24 protein-coding genes and 1 riboswitch are annotated in these 21267 nt (G+C 71.3%); of the genes, 12 read left to right on the top strand and 12 right to left on the bottom strand.

Going from position 1 to position 21267, the window contains the following annotated elements; translation table 11 throughout:
* Window positions 1-323: 323 nt before the first annotated feature.
* A complete protein-coding gene (locus OO69_RS08735; protein ID WP_033279867.1) occupies window positions 324-764 on the bottom strand; it encodes a MerR family transcriptional regulator in 441 nt (146 codons plus the stop codon).
* Between the two features lie 29 nt (window positions 765-793).
* Complete coding sequence (locus OO69_RS08730) at window positions 794-1819, bottom strand: MDR family NADP-dependent oxidoreductase (protein ID WP_033279866.1); 1026 nt, start codon at window positions 1817-1819, stop codon at window positions 794-796.
* Between the two features lie 173 nt (window positions 1820-1992).
* A riboswitch (SAM riboswitch) is annotated at window positions 1993-2106 on the top strand.
* 33 nt (window positions 2107-2139) lie between these two features.
* Here OO69_RS08730 and OO69_RS53500 point away from each other — a divergent pair.
* The 5 genes from OO69_RS53500 (at window position 2140) to OO69_RS08710 (ending at window position 7722) form a co-directional block, all read left to right on the top strand.
* Window positions 2140-2265, top strand: coding sequence for a putative leader peptide (locus tag OO69_RS53500; RefSeq protein WP_267885195.1), 126 nt, complete (start codon window positions 2140-2142; stop codon window positions 2263-2265).
* 236 nt (window positions 2266-2501) lie between these two features.
* Window positions 2502-4124 carry an ABC transporter substrate-binding protein gene (locus OO69_RS08725; protein ID WP_033279865.1) on the top strand — a complete coding sequence of 541 codons (1623 nt, stop codon included), beginning with the start codon at window positions 2502-2504 and terminating at the stop codon, window positions 4122-4124.
* Window positions 4125-4127: 3 nt separating this feature from the next.
* The gene (locus tag OO69_RS08720; RefSeq protein ID WP_033279864.1) at window positions 4128-5087 is read left to right on the top strand and encodes an ABC transporter permease; all 960 of its coding nucleotides are present in this window, start codon (window positions 4128-4130) and stop codon (window positions 5085-5087) included.
* Window positions 5084-6010 carry an ABC transporter permease gene (locus OO69_RS08715; protein ID WP_033279863.1) on the top strand — a complete coding sequence of 309 codons (927 nt, stop codon included), beginning with the start codon at window positions 5084-5086 and terminating at the stop codon, window positions 6008-6010. The genes OO69_RS08720 and OO69_RS08715 overlap by 4 nt, the downstream gene beginning before the upstream one ends.
* Window positions 5992-7722 (top strand): dipeptide ABC transporter ATP-binding protein, encoded by a 1731-nt coding sequence (locus OO69_RS08710; protein ID WP_033279862.1) that lies wholly within the window; start codon window positions 5992-5994, stop codon window positions 7720-7722. The genes OO69_RS08715 and OO69_RS08710 overlap by 19 nt, the downstream gene beginning before the upstream one ends.
* A 63-nt stretch (window positions 7723-7785) precedes the next feature.
* On the opposite strand, the gene OO69_RS08705 is transcribed toward OO69_RS08710, so the two are convergent.
* From OO69_RS08705 to OO69_RS08690, 5 genes are all read right to left on the bottom strand, one after another.
* On the bottom strand, window positions 7786-8850 hold the full coding sequence (locus OO69_RS08705; protein WP_033279955.1) for an LLM class flavin-dependent oxidoreductase: 1065 nt from the start codon (window positions 8848-8850) through the stop codon (window positions 7786-7788).
* Window positions 8851-9116: 266 nt separating this feature from the next.
* Window positions 9117-9665: an AAA family ATPase gene (locus OO69_RS08700; RefSeq protein WP_033279861.1), complete on the bottom strand. Its 549-nt coding sequence runs from the start codon at window positions 9663-9665 to the stop codon at window positions 9117-9119.
* 48 nt (window positions 9666-9713) lie between these two features.
* A complete protein-coding gene (locus tag OO69_RS08695; RefSeq protein WP_033279860.1) occupies window positions 9714-10136 on the bottom strand; it encodes an ATP-binding protein in 423 nt (140 codons plus the stop codon).
* Window positions 10137-10215: 79 nt separating this feature from the next.
* Entirely contained in the window at window positions 10216-10362 is a 147-nt protein-coding gene (locus OO69_RS52450) for a hypothetical protein (RefSeq protein ID WP_199810905.1), read from the bottom strand.
* A 129-nt stretch (window positions 10363-10491) separates the two neighbouring features.
* Window positions 10492-11328, bottom strand: a complete 837-nt coding sequence (locus tag OO69_RS08690; RefSeq protein ID WP_033279859.1) for a helix-turn-helix domain-containing protein — start codon at window positions 11326-11328, stop codon at window positions 10492-10494.
* Window positions 11329-11440: 112 nt separating this feature from the next.
* Between OO69_RS08690 and OO69_RS08685 the strand changes: the two genes are divergently transcribed.
* Window positions 11441-12034 (top strand): NADPH-dependent FMN reductase, encoded by a 594-nt coding sequence (locus OO69_RS08685; RefSeq protein ID WP_051800857.1) that lies wholly within the window; start codon window positions 11441-11443, stop codon window positions 12032-12034.
* Here OO69_RS08685 and OO69_RS08680 read toward each other — a convergent pair.
* Complete coding sequence (locus tag OO69_RS08680; protein ID WP_051800856.1) at window positions 12022-14349, bottom strand: FUSC family protein; 2328 nt, start codon at window positions 14347-14349, stop codon at window positions 12022-12024. The two genes, OO69_RS08685 and OO69_RS08680, sit on opposite strands and share 13 nt — an antisense overlap.
* Before the next feature lie 284 nt (window positions 14350-14633).
* Between OO69_RS08680 and OO69_RS08675 the strand changes: the two genes are divergently transcribed.
* The 3 genes from OO69_RS08675 to OO69_RS08665 are packed head-to-tail and all read left to right on the top strand — an operon-like array spanning window position 14634 to window position 16182.
* The gene (locus OO69_RS08675) at window positions 14634-15044 is read left to right on the top strand and encodes a hypothetical protein (protein WP_158713358.1); all 411 of its coding nucleotides are present in this window, start codon (window positions 14634-14636) and stop codon (window positions 15042-15044) included.
* A gap of 42 nt (window positions 15045-15086) precedes the next feature.
* On the top strand, window positions 15087-15587 hold the full coding sequence (locus OO69_RS08670) for a sigma-70 family RNA polymerase sigma factor (RefSeq protein ID WP_033279857.1): 501 nt from the start codon (window positions 15087-15089) through the stop codon (window positions 15585-15587).
* Entirely contained in the window at window positions 15574-16182 is a 609-nt protein-coding gene (locus OO69_RS08665; protein ID WP_033279856.1) for a hypothetical protein, read from the top strand. The genes OO69_RS08670 and OO69_RS08665 overlap by 14 nt, the downstream gene beginning before the upstream one ends.
* A 3-nt stretch (window positions 16183-16185) precedes the next feature.
* Here OO69_RS08665 and OO69_RS08660 read toward each other — a convergent pair whose 3' ends face one another.
* Window positions 16186-16611 (bottom strand): ankyrin repeat domain-containing protein, encoded by a 426-nt coding sequence (locus tag OO69_RS08660; RefSeq protein ID WP_033279855.1) that lies wholly within the window; start codon window positions 16609-16611, stop codon window positions 16186-16188.
* Between the two features lie 88 nt (window positions 16612-16699).
* Between OO69_RS08660 and OO69_RS08655 the strand changes: the two genes are divergently transcribed.
* The gene (locus tag OO69_RS08655) at window positions 16700-17662 is read left to right on the top strand and encodes an NAD(P)H-dependent flavin oxidoreductase (protein ID WP_033279952.1); all 963 of its coding nucleotides are present in this window, start codon (window positions 16700-16702) and stop codon (window positions 17660-17662) included.
* Between the two features lie 72 nt (window positions 17663-17734).
* On the opposite strand, the gene OO69_RS08650 is transcribed toward OO69_RS08655, so the two are convergent.
* The 3 genes from OO69_RS08650 to OO69_RS08640 form a co-directional block, all read right to left on the bottom strand.
* The gene (locus OO69_RS08650; protein WP_033279854.1) at window positions 17735-18388 is read right to left on the bottom strand and encodes a class I SAM-dependent methyltransferase; all 654 of its coding nucleotides are present in this window, start codon (window positions 18386-18388) and stop codon (window positions 17735-17737) included.
* A gap of 65 nt (window positions 18389-18453) precedes the next feature.
* Window positions 18454-19071 (bottom strand): TOPRIM nucleotidyl transferase/hydrolase domain-containing protein, encoded by a 618-nt coding sequence (locus tag OO69_RS08645; RefSeq protein WP_033279853.1) that lies wholly within the window; start codon window positions 19069-19071, stop codon window positions 18454-18456.
* Between the two features lie 60 nt (window positions 19072-19131).
* On the bottom strand, window positions 19132-19638 hold the full coding sequence (locus OO69_RS08640; protein WP_033279852.1) for a cupin domain-containing protein: 507 nt from the start codon (window positions 19636-19638) through the stop codon (window positions 19132-19134).
* Window positions 19639-19789: 151 nt separating this feature from the next.
* Here OO69_RS08640 and OO69_RS08635 point away from each other — a divergent pair, with 151 nt between their 5' ends.
* Both OO69_RS08635 and OO69_RS08630 read left to right on the top strand, forming a co-directional pair.
* The gene (locus OO69_RS08635) at window positions 19790-20242 is read left to right on the top strand and encodes an RrF2 family transcriptional regulator (RefSeq protein ID WP_033279851.1); all 453 of its coding nucleotides are present in this window, start codon (window positions 19790-19792) and stop codon (window positions 20240-20242) included.
* Window positions 20239-21177 (top strand): DsbA family oxidoreductase, encoded by a 939-nt coding sequence (locus tag OO69_RS08630; protein WP_033279850.1) that lies wholly within the window; start codon window positions 20239-20241, stop codon window positions 21175-21177. The genes OO69_RS08635 and OO69_RS08630 overlap by 4 nt, the downstream gene beginning before the upstream one ends.
* Window positions 21178-21267 lie beyond the last annotated feature (90 nt).

Here is a 21267-nt window from a genome sequence, read left to right as displayed (position 1 = left end):
GCGGGAGGGACGGGATCACGGTCGTTACCCGGGGGTCAACGACAGATCTGGTCGAACTGGTCGGCCCGGCGGCTCACCCAGAACGGGTCGAGCAGCACCGTGTGTGCCTGGCCAGCGGTCTCCATGAGCGGATCAAAGCACACGCCCGCGGGTGCGTCCACCGCGAGTCTGACGGATGAGACGACGACCGCGCCGCGCCCCGGCGGGACACGGACGGTCGTCGCACCACGCCCACCGGGTGCCGCATCACCGCGTCGAACAGGTGGCCCAGAGTGTTGGGCACAGCGATGTCCGGCCGCGTACGGCCCTCGGCGTCGGCGGTGTCAGGAACCGGCGGAGACATCGCTCAAGGAGCCGTCGAGGCCGAGGAGTTGGCCGACCAGGACACCGAACCGCAGGTCGAGTCCGTCGGCGAGACGGTCACGTATCTCCGTCAACCCCCGGATACGGGCGTCGAGTTCGGCCAGTCGCCGGATGGCCACCTGCGGGACGACACAGGTCTCCGCGTAGGGCCCGGTGTGGACCCGTGGCACCTCCGGGCGGTCGGGCAGCGCGTCGAGGATGTCGATGAGGAGACGCACGTCGCCGATGGTGAGGCCGGAGTCCAACAGCTCGCGGACGGCGTGGAGTCGGCGTACGTCCTCCTCGCCGTACTCCCGCTGTCCCGACGCCGTACGCCGTGCCGTGACCAGGCCGCGCTGCTCGTAGTAGCGCAGGGTGCGGGTGGTGACGCCCAGGGCTGCCGCCGCGTCGCCGATGCGCATCCGTCCTCCAGGAGTTGGGCGGCCGGCGACTACAACTCCACGACCACCGTGCCGATGTGGTGTCCTTCGAGCAGTTCGATCAGGGCGCGGGGTGCCTGGTCGATTCCGGACAGGCGGGTGTGCGGGACGGTGACCGAGCCCTCGCGGAGCCAACGGCCGAACGTCTCCGGGTATTCCGCCAGCGCGTCCCGGTGGCGCGCGCCGCTGATGCCGCGGAGCTGGACGCCCCGCACGATGAGCGCGTAGGTGTCGATCTCGACGGGTGCCGTGATCTCGCCCGACACCTGTGCGGAGAGCGCTCCGATCAGTCCCACCCGGGCACCTGGACGGGCCAGGGCCAGCGCGGCCCGCAACTGCTCGCCGCCCACGTTGTCCACGACCGCGTCGATGCCGTCCGGTGCCGCCTTGCGCAGTTGCTCCTCGATCGGTTCGGCGCCGCGCAGGACGACCGCGTCGTAGCCCAGTGTCTCGATCAGGTAGTCGGCCTTGCGCTGGGAGCTGGTGCTGCCGATGACGCGGACGGCTCCGCGCTGCCGGGCGAACTGCCCGGCCAGGGTGCCGAGTCCGCCCGCCGCGCCGGAGACGAACACCGTGTCACCGTCGCGTACTTCGGCTCCCCGGACGACGCCGATCCAGGCCGACGCCCCCTGCGAGAGGTACGCCACCGGGTCCGGCAGGACCGTCAGGTCGACGGGTTGCACCGCGTCGGCCGCCAGCACGGCGTACTCACGGAACCCCGCCCAGTGCGACACCAGATCACCGGGGCGCAGGCTCCCTCCCCCGGGGGCCGTGACCACCTCGCCGACGGCCGGAGCCGACAACGGACCGCCGACCTCGAACGACGGCATCGGCAGCCCGGCCTGTTCGCCCATCAGGGTGCGCAGTGACGCCGCGACGCTCATCAGGCGGTTGCGGACCAGCACCTGCCCGGGTCCGGGTTGTGGGACGGGGACCTCCGCCACGGTGAAGTGGGCCGTTTTCAGGGCGCCTTGGGGGCGGGAGGCGAGACGGACCTCGCGATGCGTTGCGGGGACGGGGATGTTCGACGGTGACATCTGCGGGCTCCTGACGGACTGCCGGAGCGCCGCACGGCTTGTGCGGCGCCCGTCGACCGTAAGAGTTGACGCGCACGTCAAGGGCAAGCCGGAGCGGAGCGTCCGGTCGATGCCGTTCGCCTGCCTGTACCTGCCATTGACGTATGACGAAGTCGCTCCGTACGATCGCGACCGGCATCGAGTGTCAGCGTCAAGCCCTGGCTTGCTGACCGGCAACCCTCCGACGCGGTGGGGTGCTCCAGGTGAAAGCCCGGCGGGATCAGTGACGATCTCCGCAAGCGTGGGGCCCTTGGCCGGGGTCGGAAACGGGGAGGACGGTCGTGCGGAACAGCAGTGATCCGAGTGTCTCCATCGCCTCCCTGACGGCCGCGACCGTGTTCTCCCGGCTCTCCCGCCGCCGCCACATCGACCTGCAGCGCTTCACCAGCTGTCTGTGTCGCGCCTGACCGCCTTGACCACGTCCGTCTGACGTCTGTCGCGGCCCGTAGGCATCTCCCGCAGCCTCTCGCGGTCCTGTCCGTGTTCTCGGACGGCGCCCGCAGCCGCCGCGCCACCTTCCCTTGACTCCCCCAACTGCACTGCCCGTCCTCGGCGTTGCGCCGACCGGAGCGGCACGCCCGCGCGCGCAGCCGTGATCCGCGGGGCACCCCCATGCGTAGTGACACGAGTAGGAGCACCCTCCGTGAGAGCACATCCGGACATCCGCCCCACCCGATGGGCGGCCCTGACCGCCCTCCTGACCACCAGCGTCCTGCTCACCGCCTGCGGGTCCGGCGGCAGCGGCGGCTCGGACGGCGGCAGCGGCCCGGCCAGGTCCGGTGGCACCCTGACCTTCGCGGTGGGTTCCGACGCCGGCTGCGTGGATCCGCAGCAGGTGGCCAGCAACGACACCATCTACTCGGTACGTCAGGTCGTGGACTCCCTCACCGACCAGGACCCCGCGACCGGCAAGATCGTGCCCTGGCTGGCGAAGAGCTGGGACATCAGCGCCGACGCGACGACGTTCACCTTCCACCTCAGGCCGGGTGTCACCTTCAGCGACGGATCGAAGCTGACCGCTCAGGTGGTCAAGGACAACTTCGACGCGGTGCCGAACCTCGGCGCGCTCGGGACCCTCGCCGAGGGCTATCTGAGCGGCGTCAAGACCACCACCGTGGTCGACCCGCTCACCGTCAAGGTGACCTTCCAGCAGCCCAACGCCCAGTTCCTGCAAGCCACTTCGACGCACTCGCTGGGCATCGAGTCCTCGGCGAGCGTGAAGAAGACGCCGCAGCAGAAGTGCAGCCAGGGAGTGGTCGGCTCCGGGCCCTTCGTGCTCAAGCAGTACGTGCAGAACCAGTCGATCACGCTCGCCAGGCGCACCGGGTATGCCTGGGGTTCCTCGCTGTGGCACAAGAGCGGCGAGGCCTACCTGGACAAGGTGGTCTTCAAGGTCGTGCCCGAGGCGGGGGTGCGGGCCGGCAGTCTCCAGTCCGGGCAGGTGGACGCGATCAGCAGCGTCGGCAAGGCCAACGAGGCGGCCCTCAAGGGCGGTCAGGTCACCCTGCAGCGACGGGCCAACCCCGGCGTGGTGTTCGGCCTGGCCTTCAACAACTCGCGGCCGGTCCTGAAGGACGCGCGGGTGCGCCAGGCCATCGGGTTCGCCATCGACCGCAAGCAGATCGCCGACACCGTGTTCCCGACCGGGACCCAGCCCGCGACCAGCGTCCTGGCGCACACCACACCCGACTACGCGAACCTCTCCGCGGACCTGACGACCGACGCCGCCAAGGCGAAGTCCCTTCTGGACGCGGCCGGTTGGAAGACCGACGGCGACGGCATCCGCACGAAGGACGGCAAGAAGCTGAGCCTGACGGTCGACTGGATCCCCAACTCGGCCACCAACCAGCCCGCGTTGGAGCTGATCCAGCAGCAACTCAAGGCCGTCGGCGTGGGTCTGACGCTCAAGCAGCTCCAGGTCACCCAGCTCGCCCCGACGCTCCAGTCGGGTGACTACGACGCGGCGTGGAGCAACGTGACCCGGGCCGACCCGGACATCCTGCGCAGCTCCTTCTCCACCGAGCTGGCCAACTTCTACCGCGTCCCCGTGGGCCCGCTGGACACCCCGCTGACCCAGCAGGCGGCGACCACGGACACCACGAAGCGCGGCCAACTGGTCGAGCAGGCACAGCAGTTGCTCGTGCGCAACGCCTACTACGCTCCGGTGGTCGAGCTCCAGACCCAGATCGGCGTGGCGAAGAAGGTCCACAACCTGAACTTCGACGCCTCCAGCCGGATCCAGCTCCACGACACCTGGATCGGCTGACGCATGCGCCGCTACGCGATCAAACGGCTCGCCCAGGCCGTCGGGGTGCTGTGGGCGGCCTACACGGTGTCCTTCCTGATCCTCGACTTCCTGCCCGGCGATCCGGTGACGGCGATGGCCGGTGCCGGAATGGACTCCGGGCAGGTCGATCCGGCCCAACTCGCCGCGCTGCGGCACGAGTACGGCTTCGACAAGCCGATCCTGGTGCAGTACGCCGACTATCTCGGCAAGGCGGTCCGCGGGGACTTCGGCGACGCGGTCTCCACCGGCCGGCCGGTGACCTCGACGCTGGCCGACGCACTGCCCCAGACACTCCAGCTGACCGGTGCCGCGCTGCTCCTCGCGGTGGTCCTCGGCGGCGGTCTGGCGGTGCTGGCGACCTACACCTCGCAGCGCTGGCTGCGCCAACTGCTGCTGTCCCTGCCGCCGTTGGGGGTGTCGGTCCCGACGTTCTGGATCGGTCTGCTGCTCGTCGAGATGTTCTCCTTCCGCCTGCACTGGTTCCCGGCCTTCGGCAACGACGGGCTGCGCGGGCTGGTGCTGCCGGCCGTGACCCTGGCGATCCCGACCGGCGCGCAGGTCGCGCAGGTACTGGCCAAGAGCCTGCTCACGGCGCTGGACCAGGCCTATGTGGAGACCGCCCGCGCCAAGGGCGCCGGCCGATGGCGGGTGCATCTGCGGCACGCGCTGCGCAACGCGTCGCTGCCCGCGCTCACGGTCGTAGGGCTGCTGGTGGGGCAGTTGATCGCCGGTTCGGTGGTCGTCGAGACGGTGTTCTCGCGTGACGGCCTCGGCCGGGTGACGGCAGCCGCGGTCACGGCCCAGGACATCCCGCTGGTCCAGGGGGTGGTGGTGTTCGGGGCGCTGATCTTCGTGGTGACGAACCTGGTCGTCGACCTCGTGTATCCGCTGCTGGACCCGCGGATCATGGTGGCCTCGGGCCGGAAGGCGGGACTCGCATGAGCCAGGAACTGATCGCCGACCCCACCGGCGCCGCGCTCGGCCTCCCGGCCCGGCCGGTCGAACCGGAAGGCGGCCCCGGACCGGGGCGCCGCGTCGACCTGCGGCGCGTCCGCAGGTTCCTGCTGCGCCGCCCGGGCCTGCTGCTGTCCGTCCTGATCGTCGTCCTCGTGGTGCTGGCCTCCTTCTGGCCGGATCTGTTCACCGCGAAGGATCCGCTGCAGGGCGTGCCGTCGGAGAACTTCCGCGGCCCCAGCGGCGCGCACTGGTTCGGCACCGACGAACTGGGACGCGACGTCTTCTCCCGGGTGGTCCACGGCGCCCAACTCTCCCTGAAAGCAACGCTGCTCGCGGTCGCGGTCGCCTTCGTGGTGGGCAGTCTGATCGGTCTGGTCGCCGGTTTCGTCGGCCGCTGGGTCGACGACGTGCTGATGCGCTTCGTCGACGTACTGCTCTCCATCCCGGCACTGTTCCTCTCCCTCGCCCTGGTCACCGCGCTCGGCTACGGCACGGTGAAAGTGGCGGTCGCGGTCGGGATCGCCAGCGTCGCGAGCTTCGCGCGGGTGACCCGCTCGGAGGTGCTGCGGGTACGGCAGGCGGTCTTCGTCGAGGCCTCGCGCTCGTGCGGGTCCCGCTGGTACTCGGTGCTGGGCCGCCACGTCCTGCCCAACGCGGCGGGCCCGGTGATCGTCCTGGCCACCCTCGACTTCGGCTCCTCGATCCTCGCCGTGTCGGCCCTGAGCTTCCTCGGCTACGGCGCCCCGCCGCCGGCACCGGAGTGGGGCACGCTGATCTCCGACGGCCGCAACTACCTCGCCAACGCCTGGTGGTTGACCGCGCTGCCCGGACTGGCGATCGCCGCGACCGTGCTGGCGACCAACCGCATCGCACGCGCCCTGGACGGCGAATGGTCCCGGCAGCGATGACCGACCGCCTGACGAACAACCCTGGAACGGGTGAGGACTTGACGACAGCACCGAGCACCGAGCCGAGCGGCCAGGGAGCGCTGGAGATACGCGGCCTGTCGGTGTCGTACCGCGCCCGCGGCACCACCGTGCGGGCGGTGCGGGACGTCGACCTCGACGTGCGGCCGGGTGAAGTGACCGCGGTGGTGGGCGAGTCGGGGTCCGGCAAGAGCACCACCGCGCACGCGATCACCCGGCTCCTGGCGCCGAACGCCACCATCGACGCCGGCACGATCCGCTTCGGTCGGCACGACCTCACCGCGCTGTCGGAGGCGGAGTTGCGCACAGTGCGCGGTGCGCGGATCGGCCTGGTCCCGCAGGACCCGTCCGTGTCGCTCAACCCGGTCAAGCGCGTCGGCGAGCAAGTCGCCGAGGTGCTGCGCATCCACGGTCTGGCGACCCGCCGTTCCGCGCCGGCGGAGGCGATCGGCATCCTGGACCGGGCGGGGCTGCCCGACGCGGCCACCCGGGCCCGGCAGTACCCGCACGAACTGTCCGGCGGCATGCGGCAGCGTGCCCTGATCGCCATCGCCATCGCGGCGAACCCGCAGCTGATCATCGCGGACGAGCCGACCAGCGCGCTCGACGTCACCGTGCAGCGCGTCATCCTCGACCATCTCCAGGCCCTCACCGAGGAGTTGGGCACGGCGATCCTCCTGGTGACCCACGATCTCGGCGTCGCCGCCGACCGGTCCCAGCGCCTGGTGGTGATGTCACAGGGGCGGGTCGTGGAGGCCGGTCCGACGCGAGACGTCCTGGCCGACCCCCAACACGAGTACACACAGCGGCTGTTGGCCAGCGCGCCGAGCCTGGCCACCGCCCGCGCGAGTTTCCCTGCCACCGCACCCGCGGCCACCGAAGGGACTCCACTGGTCGAAGTCCGCAACGCGGTCAAGGAGTTCCGGCTCCCCCGCGCGGAGGGCGCGTCCCGCACCCTGCGCGCGGTGGACGACGTCAGCTTCACTCTGCACCGCGGCCGAACCCTGGCACTGGTCGGCGAGTCCGGTTCGGGGAAGTCCACCACGGCCCGGCTGGTGCTCCGGCTGACCGACGCGACCGACGGACACATCCTCTTCGACGGGGAGGACGTCACGACCGCCCGAGGCGCGCGGGCCCGCCAACTCCGCCGCCGGGCCCAGCTCGTGTACCAGAACCCGTACGCGTCCCTCGACCCCCGCTTCTCCATCGGCGAGGTGATCACCGAGCCGCTGCGCGCGTTCAGGGTCGGCGACCGCACCTCCCGCCTCGAACGCGCCCGCGACCTCCTCGACCGGGTCGCGCTGCCCGCCTCGACGCTGGAACGCCGCCCGGCGGAGCTGTCGGGCGGGCAGCGCCAGCGCGTGGCGATCGCCCGCGCCCTCGCGCTCTCGCCGGATCTGGTCGTCTGCGACGAGCCGGTGTCCGCGCTCGACGTCTCCGTCCAGGCCCAAGTCCTGGACCTGCTCGCCGAGTTGCAGGCCGACACGGGAGTGGCGTACCTGTTCATCTCGCACGACCTCGCCGTCGTACGACAGATCGCCCACGAGGTGGCGGTCATGCGGGCGGGCCGCATCGTGGAAGTGGGCTCGCCCGAGGACCTCTTCACACACCCCGAGCACGAGTACACCCGCGAACTGCTCGCGGCGATCCCCGGCCACCGGGACGACCACGACCTGAGGACGCGGACCGCGTGACCAGTGGCCCGCCCGCTCCGGCGGCGCCGATGGCGATGAGGACGCCGTCGGCAGCGCGCGGAATCAGCGCAGCCGGGGCAGGAGTTGGTCGCCGATGCGGATGATCTCCTGTTTGTAGGGGGTGTCGGAGAGGACGAAGTGGGTGATGCCGAGCTTGCGGTAGGCGTCCAGGGCCGTGGCGACGTCGGCGGCGGAGCCGACCAGCCAGGTCGTCGCCGCTCCCCCGCCGCCGAACCTGCCCGGCGCGGTGTAGAGGCAGGTGTCGAGGACCTCGCCCCGGGCGGCGAGGTCGTAGAGCCGCTGTTGTCCGACGGCCGTCTTCCGGTTGCCCGTCCAGGTCAGTTCGTCGGCCGAGCCGGCCGCCATGCGGGCGACCCGTTCCTCCGCCGCCCGCCACGCCTCGTCCGTGGTGTCGCGCACGACGGTGGTGATCCGCAGGCCGAATTCGAGTGGCCGGTGCCGGCGGCCGACCTCGTCGCTCAACGTCCTGAGCCGGTCGATGCGTTCGGCGAGCCCGGCGAGGGGTTCGCCCCAGAAGAGCTGCACGTCCGCCTCGGCCGCCGACACGCGCTCGGCGGCCTCGGACGCGCCGCCGAAGCAGAGCGTCGGATGTGCTCGGCCGGCCGTCGCCCAGGGGCGGGGCGCGACCGTGGAGCCGCTCACCTGGAAGTGCTCACCGGCGAACGTGACGTTCTCCTCGGTCCACAGTCGTCGTACGAGACGCATGAACTCCCGGGTGCGCGCGTACCGTTGGGCCGGATCGGCGCTGGTGTCGCCGTAGGCGGCCAGGTTGTCGAGGCCGCTGACGATGTTGACCAGGACCCGGCCGCGGCTGAGCTGGTCCAAGGTCGCTGCCGCTACCGCGAATTGGGCCGGCTGCCAGTAGCCGGGGCGAACCGCGATCAGGGGTTTGAAGGTGGTGGTCCTGGCGGCCAGCGCGGTGGCGACGGTGAAGGTGTCGGGGCGTCCCCACCCGGCGCCCAGGAGCGCGCCGCCCCAGCCGTGCCGTTCGGCGGTGCGGGCGAGGTCGGTGGAGTACTCGATGGAGCCCCAGCCGTCCGTCGTGTCGTCGCCGCGGTGGCCCGGCTCGACGGTGTTGGGGATGTACCAGAGGAATTCCGGGCTCATCGTGCTTCCGATCGCAGCGTGGCCGAGGGCGGAGCGAGGGGTGTCCCGGGCGGTCGGCACGGGAGGCGTCCGTCGGAGCGCGGCTCAAGTCGGCCGAACGGAGGGGGACATGGCGTGGATCCGTGACTCAGGGGATCAACACAGCGCGCTGGACACGCGGACAAGGTCGACGCAGCGCTCCTTGGTGAGCAGCAGGACCTTGGTCATGTGATCGAGTTTCCGAGCCGGCGATCCGGATGTCAATGTGCCCCGAGCGGGCGGGGGCATCATGCCGAGAGCCGCGCCATGGTCTCCGCGATCAATGCCACGCGGTCGGCGACTTCGCCGGCCGGCACCTCCACGAGGTCGTAGCCGAACCGCCGATAGCTCTGTTCGTGGATCCGCTCGAACTCCAGGGACTCCTGATAGCTGATCCGGCGTGCGGCGGTGGGCTCGCAGAATCCGATGGTGCGGACGAAGAAGACCTGCCGTTCGTAGACCCGCTCGCGGGTGATCCTCTCGATCTCGGCGGAGAGCGTCTCGGAGACGGGTCGTCCGAGGTAGACGCTGAGGGCGTGCGTGCAGATCGGGGACCTGTCGTAGACCTGCGCGGCCGCGTCTCCCGTCGTGGGCGCCAGCTGCCGTCGGCGCTGGAGGGCGGCGACTTCCTCGACGAAGTCGGCCCGGGTCCAGGGCTCGGGGTGCCCTGCGGCCTGCCCGTCCGTGATGATCTCGGTCGCCGCCTCTTCGACGACGTCGAATCCGCGCTCCTGGAGTTGGCGGAGGATCGATGTCTTCCCCGCGCCGGGCGCACCGGTGAGGACGTACCGCTTCATCGTGAACCCCCCTAGTTTTTCGGGCCGTTGGTGTGGCCGTGCGTCGGTTCAACGGTCCCGCGACGGCGTGCCCGGCACATGGAAACACGCGCTGACCGACTTGCCGTGGGGGCAGGAGTGCGACTCCCAGGTGTCGGCGAGCGCGTCCACGAGGAGCATCCCGCGTCCGCCGAGGCGCTCCGTGCTCGCCTCGCGGGGAGTGGGCAGGTCGCTGGACTTGTCGTGGACGGAGACGTGCAGGCAGTGGTCGTCGCACGTCATCACCAACTGGGCGCTGCTGTGGGCGTGCCGGTGCGCGTTGGTGACCAGTTCGGAGACGGTGAGCAGTACGGCGTCCACCGTTTCCGGGGCGGTGGTGCTCCAGTCGAGCGCCTCCAGATGCCTGCGCGCCCAGTCCCGGGCCGACTTCACCTCACTGTCCAACGGCAGGGTGCGGGCCCAGCCCACTGCCCGGAGCGACGAACCTTCCACAGCGATCAATCCTCCCTCGGTAGCGTGCTCCGCTCAGTCCCCTCCCCCCGTGGAACCCACCGGCGTGGAGCGGGTGTTCTCAGCGGCGACCACGAAGTTTGGCCAGCAGGCGCTGGGCCTGGGCCCGGCGGCGCGGGTCGGCGGCGGCCCGGCGTACCTGGTCCGCCGCGCGTCGCCCCTGGGGGCTCTTGGCGAACTGCTTGATGCGCTCCACTACGCCCGACATGACGCTCCTCTCCTCCGGTCCGACGAGCATCGGACCGTTCACTGTCACGGCTACCCCGGCCGGGTCGGATCAGCCATGTCACCTGCGACGAAGCGACGCGACGCGGCCGTTCACGAGGGTCCGGGTGTGTCAGGAGATGGCCCGGAGCCTGCCGTGCGAGCGGCGGCGGAGTTCGTCGAGGGCCTGTGCCGTGCTGTCGTCCCCCGGCAGCAGGACGACCAACTGCTGCGCGTCCGCCGGGAGTTCGAGCGTCTCGCGGAGCAGGTGGAGTGCGCAGCCGGACGGGTGGTCGAGGCGGAGGGTCCCCCGTCGCGGAACCACGTGCCGGTTCAGGCGACGCGTGAAGTCGGGTCCGGCGGCGGACGCGAGTTCCGTGGTGAACCACTCGTAGTTCCCCACGGTCGGTCCGAGCCACAGGTCGAAGGCCTGCTCGTCCGCGACGTCGTCCCAGTCCGTGAAGAACGTCCGGGCGCGGGGATCGGTGAAGACGTAGCGCGTGAGGTTCGGTGTGTCGGCGTCGAGCAGTCCGGTCCCGCGTACCAGCGACTCGTAGCCGCTGGTGTGGGCGAGGACGTCCCCAAGTCGGTTGGTGACCAGGGCGATTCCGGGTTCGAGGAGCCGGAGCGTCCGCAGGATGGACGGACGGACCTCGCGGAGCGGTGGCCCGGGTCGCGTGTGGGCGGAGCACTCGCCGCCGGTGATCTTGGTGAGGTGGCGGAGATGGTCGCGCTCCGACGGGTCGAGGCCGAGCGCGTCGGCCAGGGCGTGCACCACCGCCACCGAGGGATTGCGGTCACGGCCCTGCTCGATGCGGGTCAGGTACTCGACACTGATGCCGGCGCGCGCCGCGAGATCCGAGCGCCGCAGCCCCGGTGACCGGCGACGGCCGCGATCGGGCAGCCCCAGCGACTCGGGCTGAACGCTGTCCCGCTTGGTCCGGATGAAATCCCCCAACGGCGAACCCATGGGGGGAGTTTACGGCGCTGCCCGCTCGTCGCGGAGTGCTCGGAGTGGCCCTGCGGGGGCCAGCCTGAGCACGGTCTGGCTGGGAGCGCGAAGCCGTCCGATCGTGGTGGGCATGGAGAACAGACCTCAGCTGGTGATCATCGTCGGAAGTGTGCGGGAAGGACGGTTCGGCCCGGTCGTGGCCTCGTGGGTGGCCCAACAGGCCGCTCTGCACGGTGTTTTCGAGGTGGAGGTCGTCGATCTGGCCGAGACCGACGTCCCGTTGGCGCTGCCCGCGGCCTCGCCGAAGCACGCCGGTGACGACTACCCGCGCCCGGCCGGGATGGCTGCGCTGACGTCGGCGCTGACGAACGCCGACGCGTTCGTCGTGGTGACGCCGGAGTACAACCACAGCTATCCGGCATCGCTGAAGGCGGCCATCGACTGGCACTTCACGCAGTGGGCGGCCAAGCCGGTGGCCTTCGTCAGCTACGGCGGTGCCGCGGGCGGCCGGCACGCGGTGCTGCACCTGGAGAACGTGCTGACCGAGCTGCACGCGGTGACGGTCCGCGACGGTCTCGCCTTCCCGAACTACTTCACCTCGTGGCAGGACGGCCGTCCGCTCGATCCCGCATCCGCCGGCTACGCCCGGACCGTGCTCGACCAGCTGGCCTGGTGGGCGGTCGCCCTCCGGTCGGCGCGCGAGGCGGTTCCCTATCCGGGGTGAGGTGTCTCGGCCCTCGCCTCAGGTGCCGGATCGCTCGGCTGCGCCGCGGCCGCCAGGCTGGGCTGGAGGCGGCGGGCCGCGTTGAGGTGGTCGGCGGTCCAGATGATGCGGACCGCCGTCGCCGTGGCGTGTCCGTCGTCGCCGCGCAGATCGCGGCGCAGGGAGTGGACCAGGCGTGCCTCCTCGTCGGGGTCGCGGGACAGCGGCGCGGGCACGGCGGTGTGCCGGCCGAGTCCCGCGGCCAGGTCCCGGTACCAGTCGGCCAACCGGCCGACCGTGTCGAGCAGCGTGAGCCGGGCCTCGGAGCGATCGGGTTCCATCCGCTCCTCTCCGCCGTTGCGCTGCCACAGTTCCAGTACCGCGTCCGAGGCGAGCCGCAGTCCTACGACCCCGGTGACCAGGGTGGTCATGTCGGACAGGCGCACCGGCTTGGCGCCTCGTTCGGCGAGGTAGCTGCGGAAGGCGTCGTCGAGCCGGCGGGCCGCGGCGGCCGCCTGCCGGCCCGCCTCCACCGGGGCGTCGGTCGGAATGCAGCCGATGCTGCAACGGCTCGCCGCGTACTCCACCGTGTCGGCCAGGTAGCGCGCACTTTCGGTGTACGCCGCCGACAGCGCCCGGTCGACGGCGGCCGCGGCGCCCCGCGGCCAGAAGAAGAGGCCCACCAGGACGCTCACCCCGCAGCCGAGGGCGATGTCCTCGATCCGCAGCAGCACGATGTGCCAGTCGGGGTTCTGGCCGATGTTGAACAGGATGACGAGGGTGACGGTGAAGGCCGCCTGCCCCGCCGCAAACGAGATGGCGGCGGGGGCGATACCCGCGATGAGCACGGCGACGGGGAGCAGGAACCAGAGCACGGTGCTGTGGTGCCCGATGAGCTGGAGCAGCCCGGTCCCGATGAGCGAACCGACCAGCGTGCCGCCCAGCGCCCGGAGCGCGTTCTGCCCGGTGTTGAGCGCGTTGGAACGCAGCACCGACAGGGTTCCCAGCAGGATCCAGAACGAGTGCTGGACACCCGTCGCGTTCGCCAGGGCCACGGCGATACCGAGGCCGAGGGCGCCCCGGAGGCTGTTGTGCAGCCAGACCGAGCGCGGTTCCAGGTGTGCGGCGGCGCGCTCGACGGCGGACGCCAGCGGCTGTGTCAGTGCGCCGGGTTCCGTGCCCAGCAGCCGCTGGGGCCAGCTGCGGCGCTCGGCGGCCGCGGACAGGTCCACGTTGCCGGCGATCTGGAGGGTGGCGAACCCCAGTTCCTGGGCGCGGAAGGACAGGTCGAGGGTGGCGATGAAGGCGCTGACCTCCGACTCCGTGCCGGGTTTCGGCCGGTGCACGGGCAGTCGCTGGGTGGCGCGGGCTTCCATGCCGTCCATGGCCTTACGCAGGTTCGCCAGGGCGGCACGGAGCGCGTCGGGCGCGTCGCGCGGGGCGTCGAGGATGTCGGCGGCCTCGTCCAGGGCGGTGGCCGCCGCACGCCGTACGGCATGCGCGTCGGCGTCGCAGGCCTGGGGGTCCGCCGATGGGGGGCCGCTGTCGGCCACGATGGCGCTCAGCCAGGTCAGCTCGTCGACCAGCCGGACCAGTGCGCGGGAGCCTGCGGACAGGCCGGTGGGGCGGTAGAGCGTGGCGTCGAAGGCGGTGCGCAGGTCGGCCGCCGCCTCTGCGGCCTGGCCTGCGGTGACCGCGCACTGCCGGACGGTGGGCGCGTCCGGACCGCCGGCCAGCCAGGAGGCGTCGGTACGCAATTGCGCCGCGGCCGCGCGGCAGACCCGGGCGGCGGGTGCGCTGAGCGGGTCCGCGGCGGGCCGGGGCCACAGCAAGGAGATCGCGAGCATGGCGGCCGCCGCCGCGAGGCCCGCTCCGGCGAGCCGGTCGGGCAGCTGTGACAGCGGGGCGGGCGAGGTCACCGGGAGGATGAAGGCCAGCAGCAGCGCGGTCGTCGCGCCCGCGAGAACGGAGCTGACCACACCGGAGAACAGCACCAGGAAACCCACCACGACCATGGCGGTGACCGCGAGCCAGGTCGCCCGGGACGCCAGCGTGCCGAGGCAGATGAGCACCGCCCAGGCCACCGCCAGGCCCACGTGAGCCCGCAGGCGCTGCACCATCGGGCCGGTGAACTCCACCAGCAGGAGCATGGAGAACGAGCCGAACGCCGCGTAGGTCGCCATCGTCGAGGACTTCAGAACCTGACTGCACAGGGCGAACAGGGCGGGCATCACCAGCGCGGTACGAGCGGCCCTGCGCGTCGCCGCGAGCCCCGGATCATGGTCGCGCAACCAGGTGGGGATCCGCCCGGCCAGGGCGCGCCACGGTTTCTCCATACGCCTGCGCACCTCCGGTCGGCACAGCACCCACACACCCCGCCGATCACGAGTATCCGCCATTCGCGGTTCCCGCACACTGCGCTCTCGCACCGGATCGAGTCCGGTCGCCGGATCTCGGACCGCGGCAGGTCGGTCACGGTTCGATGACGAAGGCTCGTGGGGTGTGCGCTGGGCGGAGGTCCGGGGCGTGGGGGTGGTGGGACGGCGGTCGGGCTCGCTCCGCAGGCGCCGACCAGGCCGTCCGGCCTTCCCTCCGAGACAGAAGTGAGGACCAACCAGCCATGCAACAAAGGAAGTTGGCGTACGGCGCTGCCGGCATCGCCGCCGCAGGACTGTGCGCCGTGCTCGCCACGACGGCACTCGCCTCGCCCGGCCACGGAACCACGGCACAGGCCAAGCCGCAGACCACGCATCAGTCGCAGACGACGGCCAAGGAGTCCGCCGAAAAGGCGAAGGCGTCCTCCAGTGCCGGGACCAAGTCCCGGATGTCGGAGGAGAATCGGCTCCTCCTGAACATACAGAGGGAGATCAAGGTCACGACCGGCAACCCGACCGCCGCCCAGGTCGTCGAGGCCGACAGGTTGGTCGGGCAGTTGAAGGCGAAGGGCAAGGCCACCGCCGCGCAACTCGCCTGGCTGTCGCTGACTCCCGGTCAGAAGCGTGTGGAGGCCGCACCGGTGGGCGCGAACTGAGTGAAACGCGCAAGCGGCGGTGACCGAGGACAGCAGACCGGCGTGACGGACTTCGAGGAGTTCTACGAGTCGTCGTACGCGCGACTGGTCGGTCAGCTGTTCTCGGTCACCGGCAGCCTCGAACAGGCCGAGGACGTCGTGCAGGAGGCGTTCATCCGGGCCCTGGACCGCTGGCCCCGGATCCAGGCCTACGACGTGCCGGAGCTGTGGGTACGCCGGGTCGCGATCAACCTCGCGGTGAGCGAGATCCGGCGGTTGCGCCGACGCGCCGCGGCCCTGCTGCGCCTGGGTGCCCAGCGCCCGCAGCCCCAACTCACGCCGCAGACCGCCGAAGTCGCCGAGTTGCTGCTCCGGGTCCCGGTGAACCAGCGCCCCGTGCTGCTGCTCCACGACGTACTGGATCTGCCGATCGACCAGGTCGCCGGGCAACTGGGGCTGCCGGTGAGCACCGTGCGCGGCCGGCTCGCCCGCGCCCGCGCGAACCTCGCCCGCCATCTCGCCGCCGATCCGGAAGGAGCTCTGTCCCACCATGGCCGACGCTGAACCCGCGTCCGAGCACGGTCTCCGCCACCTCGTCGAGGAGGGCACCCGGGCCGCGCGGCGGCCCCCTCTCTCGGACCTACGGCGCCGCGCCCGCCGCCGCCGTACGTTCCGCGAGGTCGCGACGGTCACCGCCGTAGCGGCCGCGGTCGTGGCCGTCTTCCCTCTGGTGGCCTCCGTCGACCGTTCCGGAACCAGCACTCCCGGTCCGACGGCACCCCACTCAGCCTCCCCCAGGTCCCTGATCGCCACCCCGACCGAGACCGTGCCCGGCGGCACCATCACCCTGACCGGCACGGGCTGCGCTCCTGGGAAGTCGGTGTCCTTCGGGATCCGTTGGGACCGCGGTGCGAAGTTGAGCCTCTCGATGGAGGAACGGAAGACATCACCGGGACAACCACAGACGACAGCCACGGCTGCCGGGACACATCAACTGGCCTCGGTCGACGCGCTCGCCACCGGCTCCTTCGAGGCCAGGGTCAGGATCCCGACCAGCCCTGTGATCAACAAGCCCACGCTGTGGGCCAGTTGCGGGACCTCGACTTCGTCCCGCCAGCTCACCCAGTACGTCTCGATCGTCGTCCGCGACCCCAACTAGCCCCTATCGGCTCCCACTTGCGCCCGCTGCGGCGAGGAGGGCGACTGTCTCGGGATGGGAACCTCTGCGCGCCCAGTCCAGGGGCGACCAGCCCGTACCGTGGTCTTCCCGAACGTTCGGATCGGCGCCGCGGGCCAGCAACTCGCGCACGGTGTCGGTGTGCCCCCAACACGCGGCCGCGCACAACGGCGTGCCCTCCGCGCCGGTTCCGCCGCTCTCGGTGTCGGGAGAGGCACCGGCCGACAGGAGCAGCCCGGCGATCGAGGCTTGTCCGTTGACCGAGGCCACGTAGAGAGGGGTGGTGCCTTCACTGTCGGCCCGTTCCGGGTCGGCTCCCGCACGCAGTACCGCGGTCACAACGGCGGTGTCCCCACGCTGAATTGCTCCGAAGAGACGCCTGGAGAGCTTCTTCCGCCGCCGCTGGTTCATGGCCCGAGACTAGGGTCGGCCGCGCGCCCGGGCCACTCATATCCGCGGCGCTTCACCTCGCACGGCGGACGGGGTGATGATGGCGGCCATGACACTGTCGACGGCGTTCACGAAGTTGTTCGGTGTGCACCACCCGATCGCGTCGGCGCCAATGGGCGGATCGGCCGGCGGTGCGCTGACCGCGGCCGTCTCTCGCGGTGGCGGACTGGGGCTGCTGGGCAGCGGCAACGGTGAACGTGCCTGGCTGGCCCGCGAGTTGGCCATCGTCGCCGAGCACACCACGAAGCCGTGGGGCATCGGCTTCCTCACCTGGCAGATCGATGTCGGCGCGGTCGAGCACGCGCTGGAACACCAACCCGCCGCGGTGATGCTGTCGTTCGGGGACCCGAGCCCGTTCGCCGAACGCGTCCGCCGGGCCGGCACCGCGTTGATCATCCAGGTCACCGATCTGGAAGAGGCGAGGCGCGCGGTCGACCTGGGCGCCGACGTCATCGTGGCGCAGGGATCCGAGAGCGGCGGACACGGAGCCCGGCACGGCCGTTCGACGCTGCCGTTCGTGCCGGTCGTCGTGGATCTGGCGGCACCCGTACCCGTGCTCGCGGCGGGCGGGATCGCCGACGGCCGGGGTGTGGCCGCCGCGCTCGCCCTCGGGGCCGCCGGGGCGCTCATCGGCACCCGCTTCCAGGCCACGGCCGAAGCCCTGATCACCCCGGCGATCGCCACAGCCATCGTCCAGGGGCACGCCGAGGACACCGAGCGCAACCGCGTCCTCGACATCGCCCGGGGTTCCAGCTGGCCGTCGCAATACACCGCCCGCACGCTCGGCCATCCCTTCCTCGACGCATGGCGCGGCCGGGAGGCCGAACTCGCCGCCGACCCCGACGCCGGACGGGACTACCAACTCGCCCTGTCCCGGGGCGAGATACCCGCGCTGCCCATCTGGGCCGGCGAGGCGGTCGACCTCATCGACGACCTGCCGTCCGCCGCCGACCTCGTCAACACCCTTGCCACGCAGGCCGAGGACGCACTCGCCCGCGCGGGCAGGGGTTGAGGGGCGACGGGTGAGGACATTCCTGGTCGCCGTCGCATCCGGCGCACTCCGCCTCTACGCGGGTTACCGAACTCACCGCGCAGACACGGCAGTTGATGGCACTTCAGGTATGCGGGCGAGGATCTGGATGCCCGTCGACTCATGTCCGTTCATCGTGGGCACCGCGATGGTCCGGGTCGCGAGGGTTTCGAAGCCGCTCAGCAGGGTGGTGAGCCATGCGCGGGAGTGGTGGCGACACACGGCACCATCGCCGGTCTTGAACACGCCGTAGCGGTCGTAGCGGCGGCGGTTGCGTTCGTCGTCCTGGAGGAGCAGGTCACTGAGGTAGAGGATTCCGCCGGGCTTGAGGACGCGGTGCAACTCGGCGATCAGGCGGAGTTGGGCCTCGTCGGCGGGGACGCAGGTCAGCACGGCGAAGAGCAGCACCGCGTCGAAAGCCGCGTGCGGGGAGGGCCACGCCGGGGGCGCGTCCAGGGTGGTGAAGTGGAGGGTGGGGTGCAGGTTTCGGGCTCGTTCGATCATGGCCGGTGAGGTGTCGGCGCCCGTCAGGTCGGCGAAGCCGTGCTGTTGGAGTTCCGCCATGGTGCGGCCGTAGCCGCATCCGTAGTCGAGAATCGCGGCGCGTCTGCTGAGCCCCTCCAGCCAGGGCGGATGGAGGGGATGGGTGAAGGTCTTCGTTGCCGCGGCCGCGTCCCAGTAGGAAATCTGACTGTCCGGGTCTGACACGACGTATGCCTTTCTGGGCGGCCCGCCCCGCGCATGGTCCGTCCAGAGCGCGTGGCGTCATCCCGTCAGACGCCGGCGAGCAGACCGGCCAGCGGTGCCGGGACGTGTTCGGGGTCGAGGGCCTCGGTGAGGACGCGGCCGTAGTGGATTTTGCGGCCCTTCTTCGTGCCGAGGAAGCGTCTGAACTGCTGCCGCGGGTCACGGCCTCGCTGGGCGGGCTGGCGCAGGAAGGTGGTCAGGGCGCGCTGGTCGCCCTCGGCGCGGACGAGTTCCTCGACCCGGGTCACACCCAGGACGCGGATCAGCTCGTCCTCCAGGTCCACAGCGCAGACGAAGAAGCTCTGCTCGCCCGCGCCGGCGCGGGCGAAACCCCGGGCGTAGTAGGGGCGTTCCGCCTCGTCGCACAGTCCCGTGAGGCGGAGGCCGAGTCCGGGCGGGCCGAGGAGCCGGGCGTAGTGCCCGACGCTCATCGCGCCGCCGATCGACAGGACGCAGACCCCTTCGGCGGCCAGGTCCCGGCCGCGGCTCGCCGCCAGCGCGTTGACTGCGGCGACGTCGCTGGGTCCTTCGAGCAGGACGGCCGTCCGGACGGGCAGCCTTGCGGCCAGTTCGCGCGCGGAGTCGCCGGGACCGCCCGTCGCCCATGCGGTGACCGCGTCCCGGAACGCCTCCATGTCAGTCATGACACGAGTCTCGGTCCGTCCCGCCCGCATCGCGAGGGAATTAACGGCGGGACGTCGATCTCAGTCCTCGCCCGCGCCCAGCACATACAACCCCGGAAGGTTCACCACGATCGCCTCCTGCGTGCTGCGTGCGATCACCACCACGGCCTCGTCCGCGGGGTCCGGGTTCTCCTCCCGGTGCGGTACGAACGGCGGGACGAAGATGTAGTCCCCGGGCGAGGTACGCAGACGTACCTCTTCGGGTTCGAGGCCTGTGTCGTCGAGGAAGACGAACTCGGGGTGTCCGCTCACCACGTAGATGGCGGTCTCGGACTCACCGTGGTGATGGTCGGAGGACGACGTCGAGGGTGCCACGTGGGTCTGGCCCATCCAGAGTTTCTCGGAGCCGACGGTCTTCCCGCTCACCGCGGCGAATCTGCGCATGCCGCCGCTCTGCGCCGTGTCGCCGTCGAGGGCGTCGGCGCGGACGTGGTGCAGGCGGCTGCGCAGGGGGGCGGTGGACTGCCCTGCGGCGTCGTGGAGATGGGGGTGGAAACCTTCGCCGGGGGTTGTCAGCGGCTCGCTCATGGTGGGGGACGCTAGAGCCGCCCGGAAAAGGATGTCAAGAGGTGTCCATTGTCCTTCACCTGCGGCAATGTTCCCGCAATGTATGAGGAGAGGTGGGAGGGGAAGCGGCGGAAACCCTCGTCGCGGGGCCCGCGTCGGGCATTATGTGCGTATGCATATCTCCGCGAAGGCGGACTACGCCACGCGGGCTCTGCTGGAGCTCGCCCGCGAACCTGCCCGTCCGCTCACGTGCGAGGCGATCGCCTCCTCGCAGCAGATCCCGTTCCGGTTCCTGAAGTCCGTGGTGGGCGAGTTGCGCAGAGCCGGCCTGGTCCGCAGCCAGCGTGGCTGCGAAGGCGGGTACTGGCTGGGCCGGCCCGCCGACGAGATCACGCTCCTGGATGTCTCCCGGGCCGTGGACGGCGAGCTGATCACCCTGCGCGGTGAACCGCTGGCCGGACTCGACTACCCCGGCCCCGCCTCCGGTCTGCCCGGGGTGTGGCGCCGGATCGAGGCCGAGGCCGCCGCCGTCCTGAGCGGCACGAACCTGGCCACCCTGCTGCCCGCCGACGCCGGACAACAGCACGCGCCGGACGGGCAGTTGACCCGCCAGGGAGCCGCATGACGGGCCCGGACCAGCACCCCGCCCAGGCCGCCGAGGTCCTCGAAGTCGTCGAGTACACCGACCCCTTGTGTCCCTGGGCCTGGGGATCCGAGCCCGTCTTCCGCCGGTTGCGCGCGGCCTTCGCGGGACAGGTCCGCTGGCGCCGCGCGTACTGCATCCTCTTCGACCACGACGACGACCCCGCACCCGACCCCGCCGCGGAAACCGCCTGGTACGCGCGCTACGTCGAGGACATCAGCGCCCACACCCACGCCCCGCGGGCACGTCGCCTGAGCCGCGTGGCCGCGAGTTCCTGGCCGGCCTCCCTGGTCGCCAAGGCGGCCGAGGCGCAGGGTGCCGACGTGGCGGACCGGGTGCTACGGCGGCTGCGGGAGAGCGTGTTCGTGCTCGGCGAGCCCGCGGACACCTCCGGGTCGGCGCTGTCGGTGGTGTCCGGCGTACCCGGTCTCGACGTTGGTCGGCTCGCTGCCGACGCGGCGTCGGCCGACGTACTGGAGAGCGTGCGGGCCGACCGTGCCGAGGCGCGCAGACCGGTCGAGGACGTGCTGTCGGTGCGTGCCGACGGCTCGCCCCATCCCGGTGCCGCCAAGGAGACTCCGGACGGTCAACTCCGGTACGCGCTGCCGACGTTGCTCCTGCGCACCGCCGCCGGACATCGCGCCGTACCCGGCTGGCGGCCGTACGAGGAGTACGTCTCCGCCGTCGCCGAACTCAGTCCCTCGCTGCTCCCCGCGCCCACGGCGCTGGACCCGGCGGAGGCGCTCGTGCGGTACCGGACCCTGACCGAACCCGAGCGCACGTCGTTGACCGACGGCGGCCTGTGGCCCCCGGCCGGTGCCGTCCGGGTCGACACCGGCAACGGGCCGCTGTGGCTGCACCCGGAGGAGGCCGCGGCACATCCCGCCGTGACCCCCGCCCCTTCCTCCCGCCCCTGACAGGCCTCTGATCAGCGGTCAGGGACCGTCCCGCCCAATGAGACACCAATTGGTGTCCATTGACAGCCTCGGACGGCTGGCCCCAGGATG

It is taken from the genome of Streptomyces sp. NRRL F-525, from assembly GCF_000716605.1.
Classification (GTDB): Bacteria; Actinomycetota; Actinomycetes; order Streptomycetales; family Streptomycetaceae; genus Streptomyces.
This window is presented reverse-complemented; position numbering and strand designations above follow the sequence as displayed.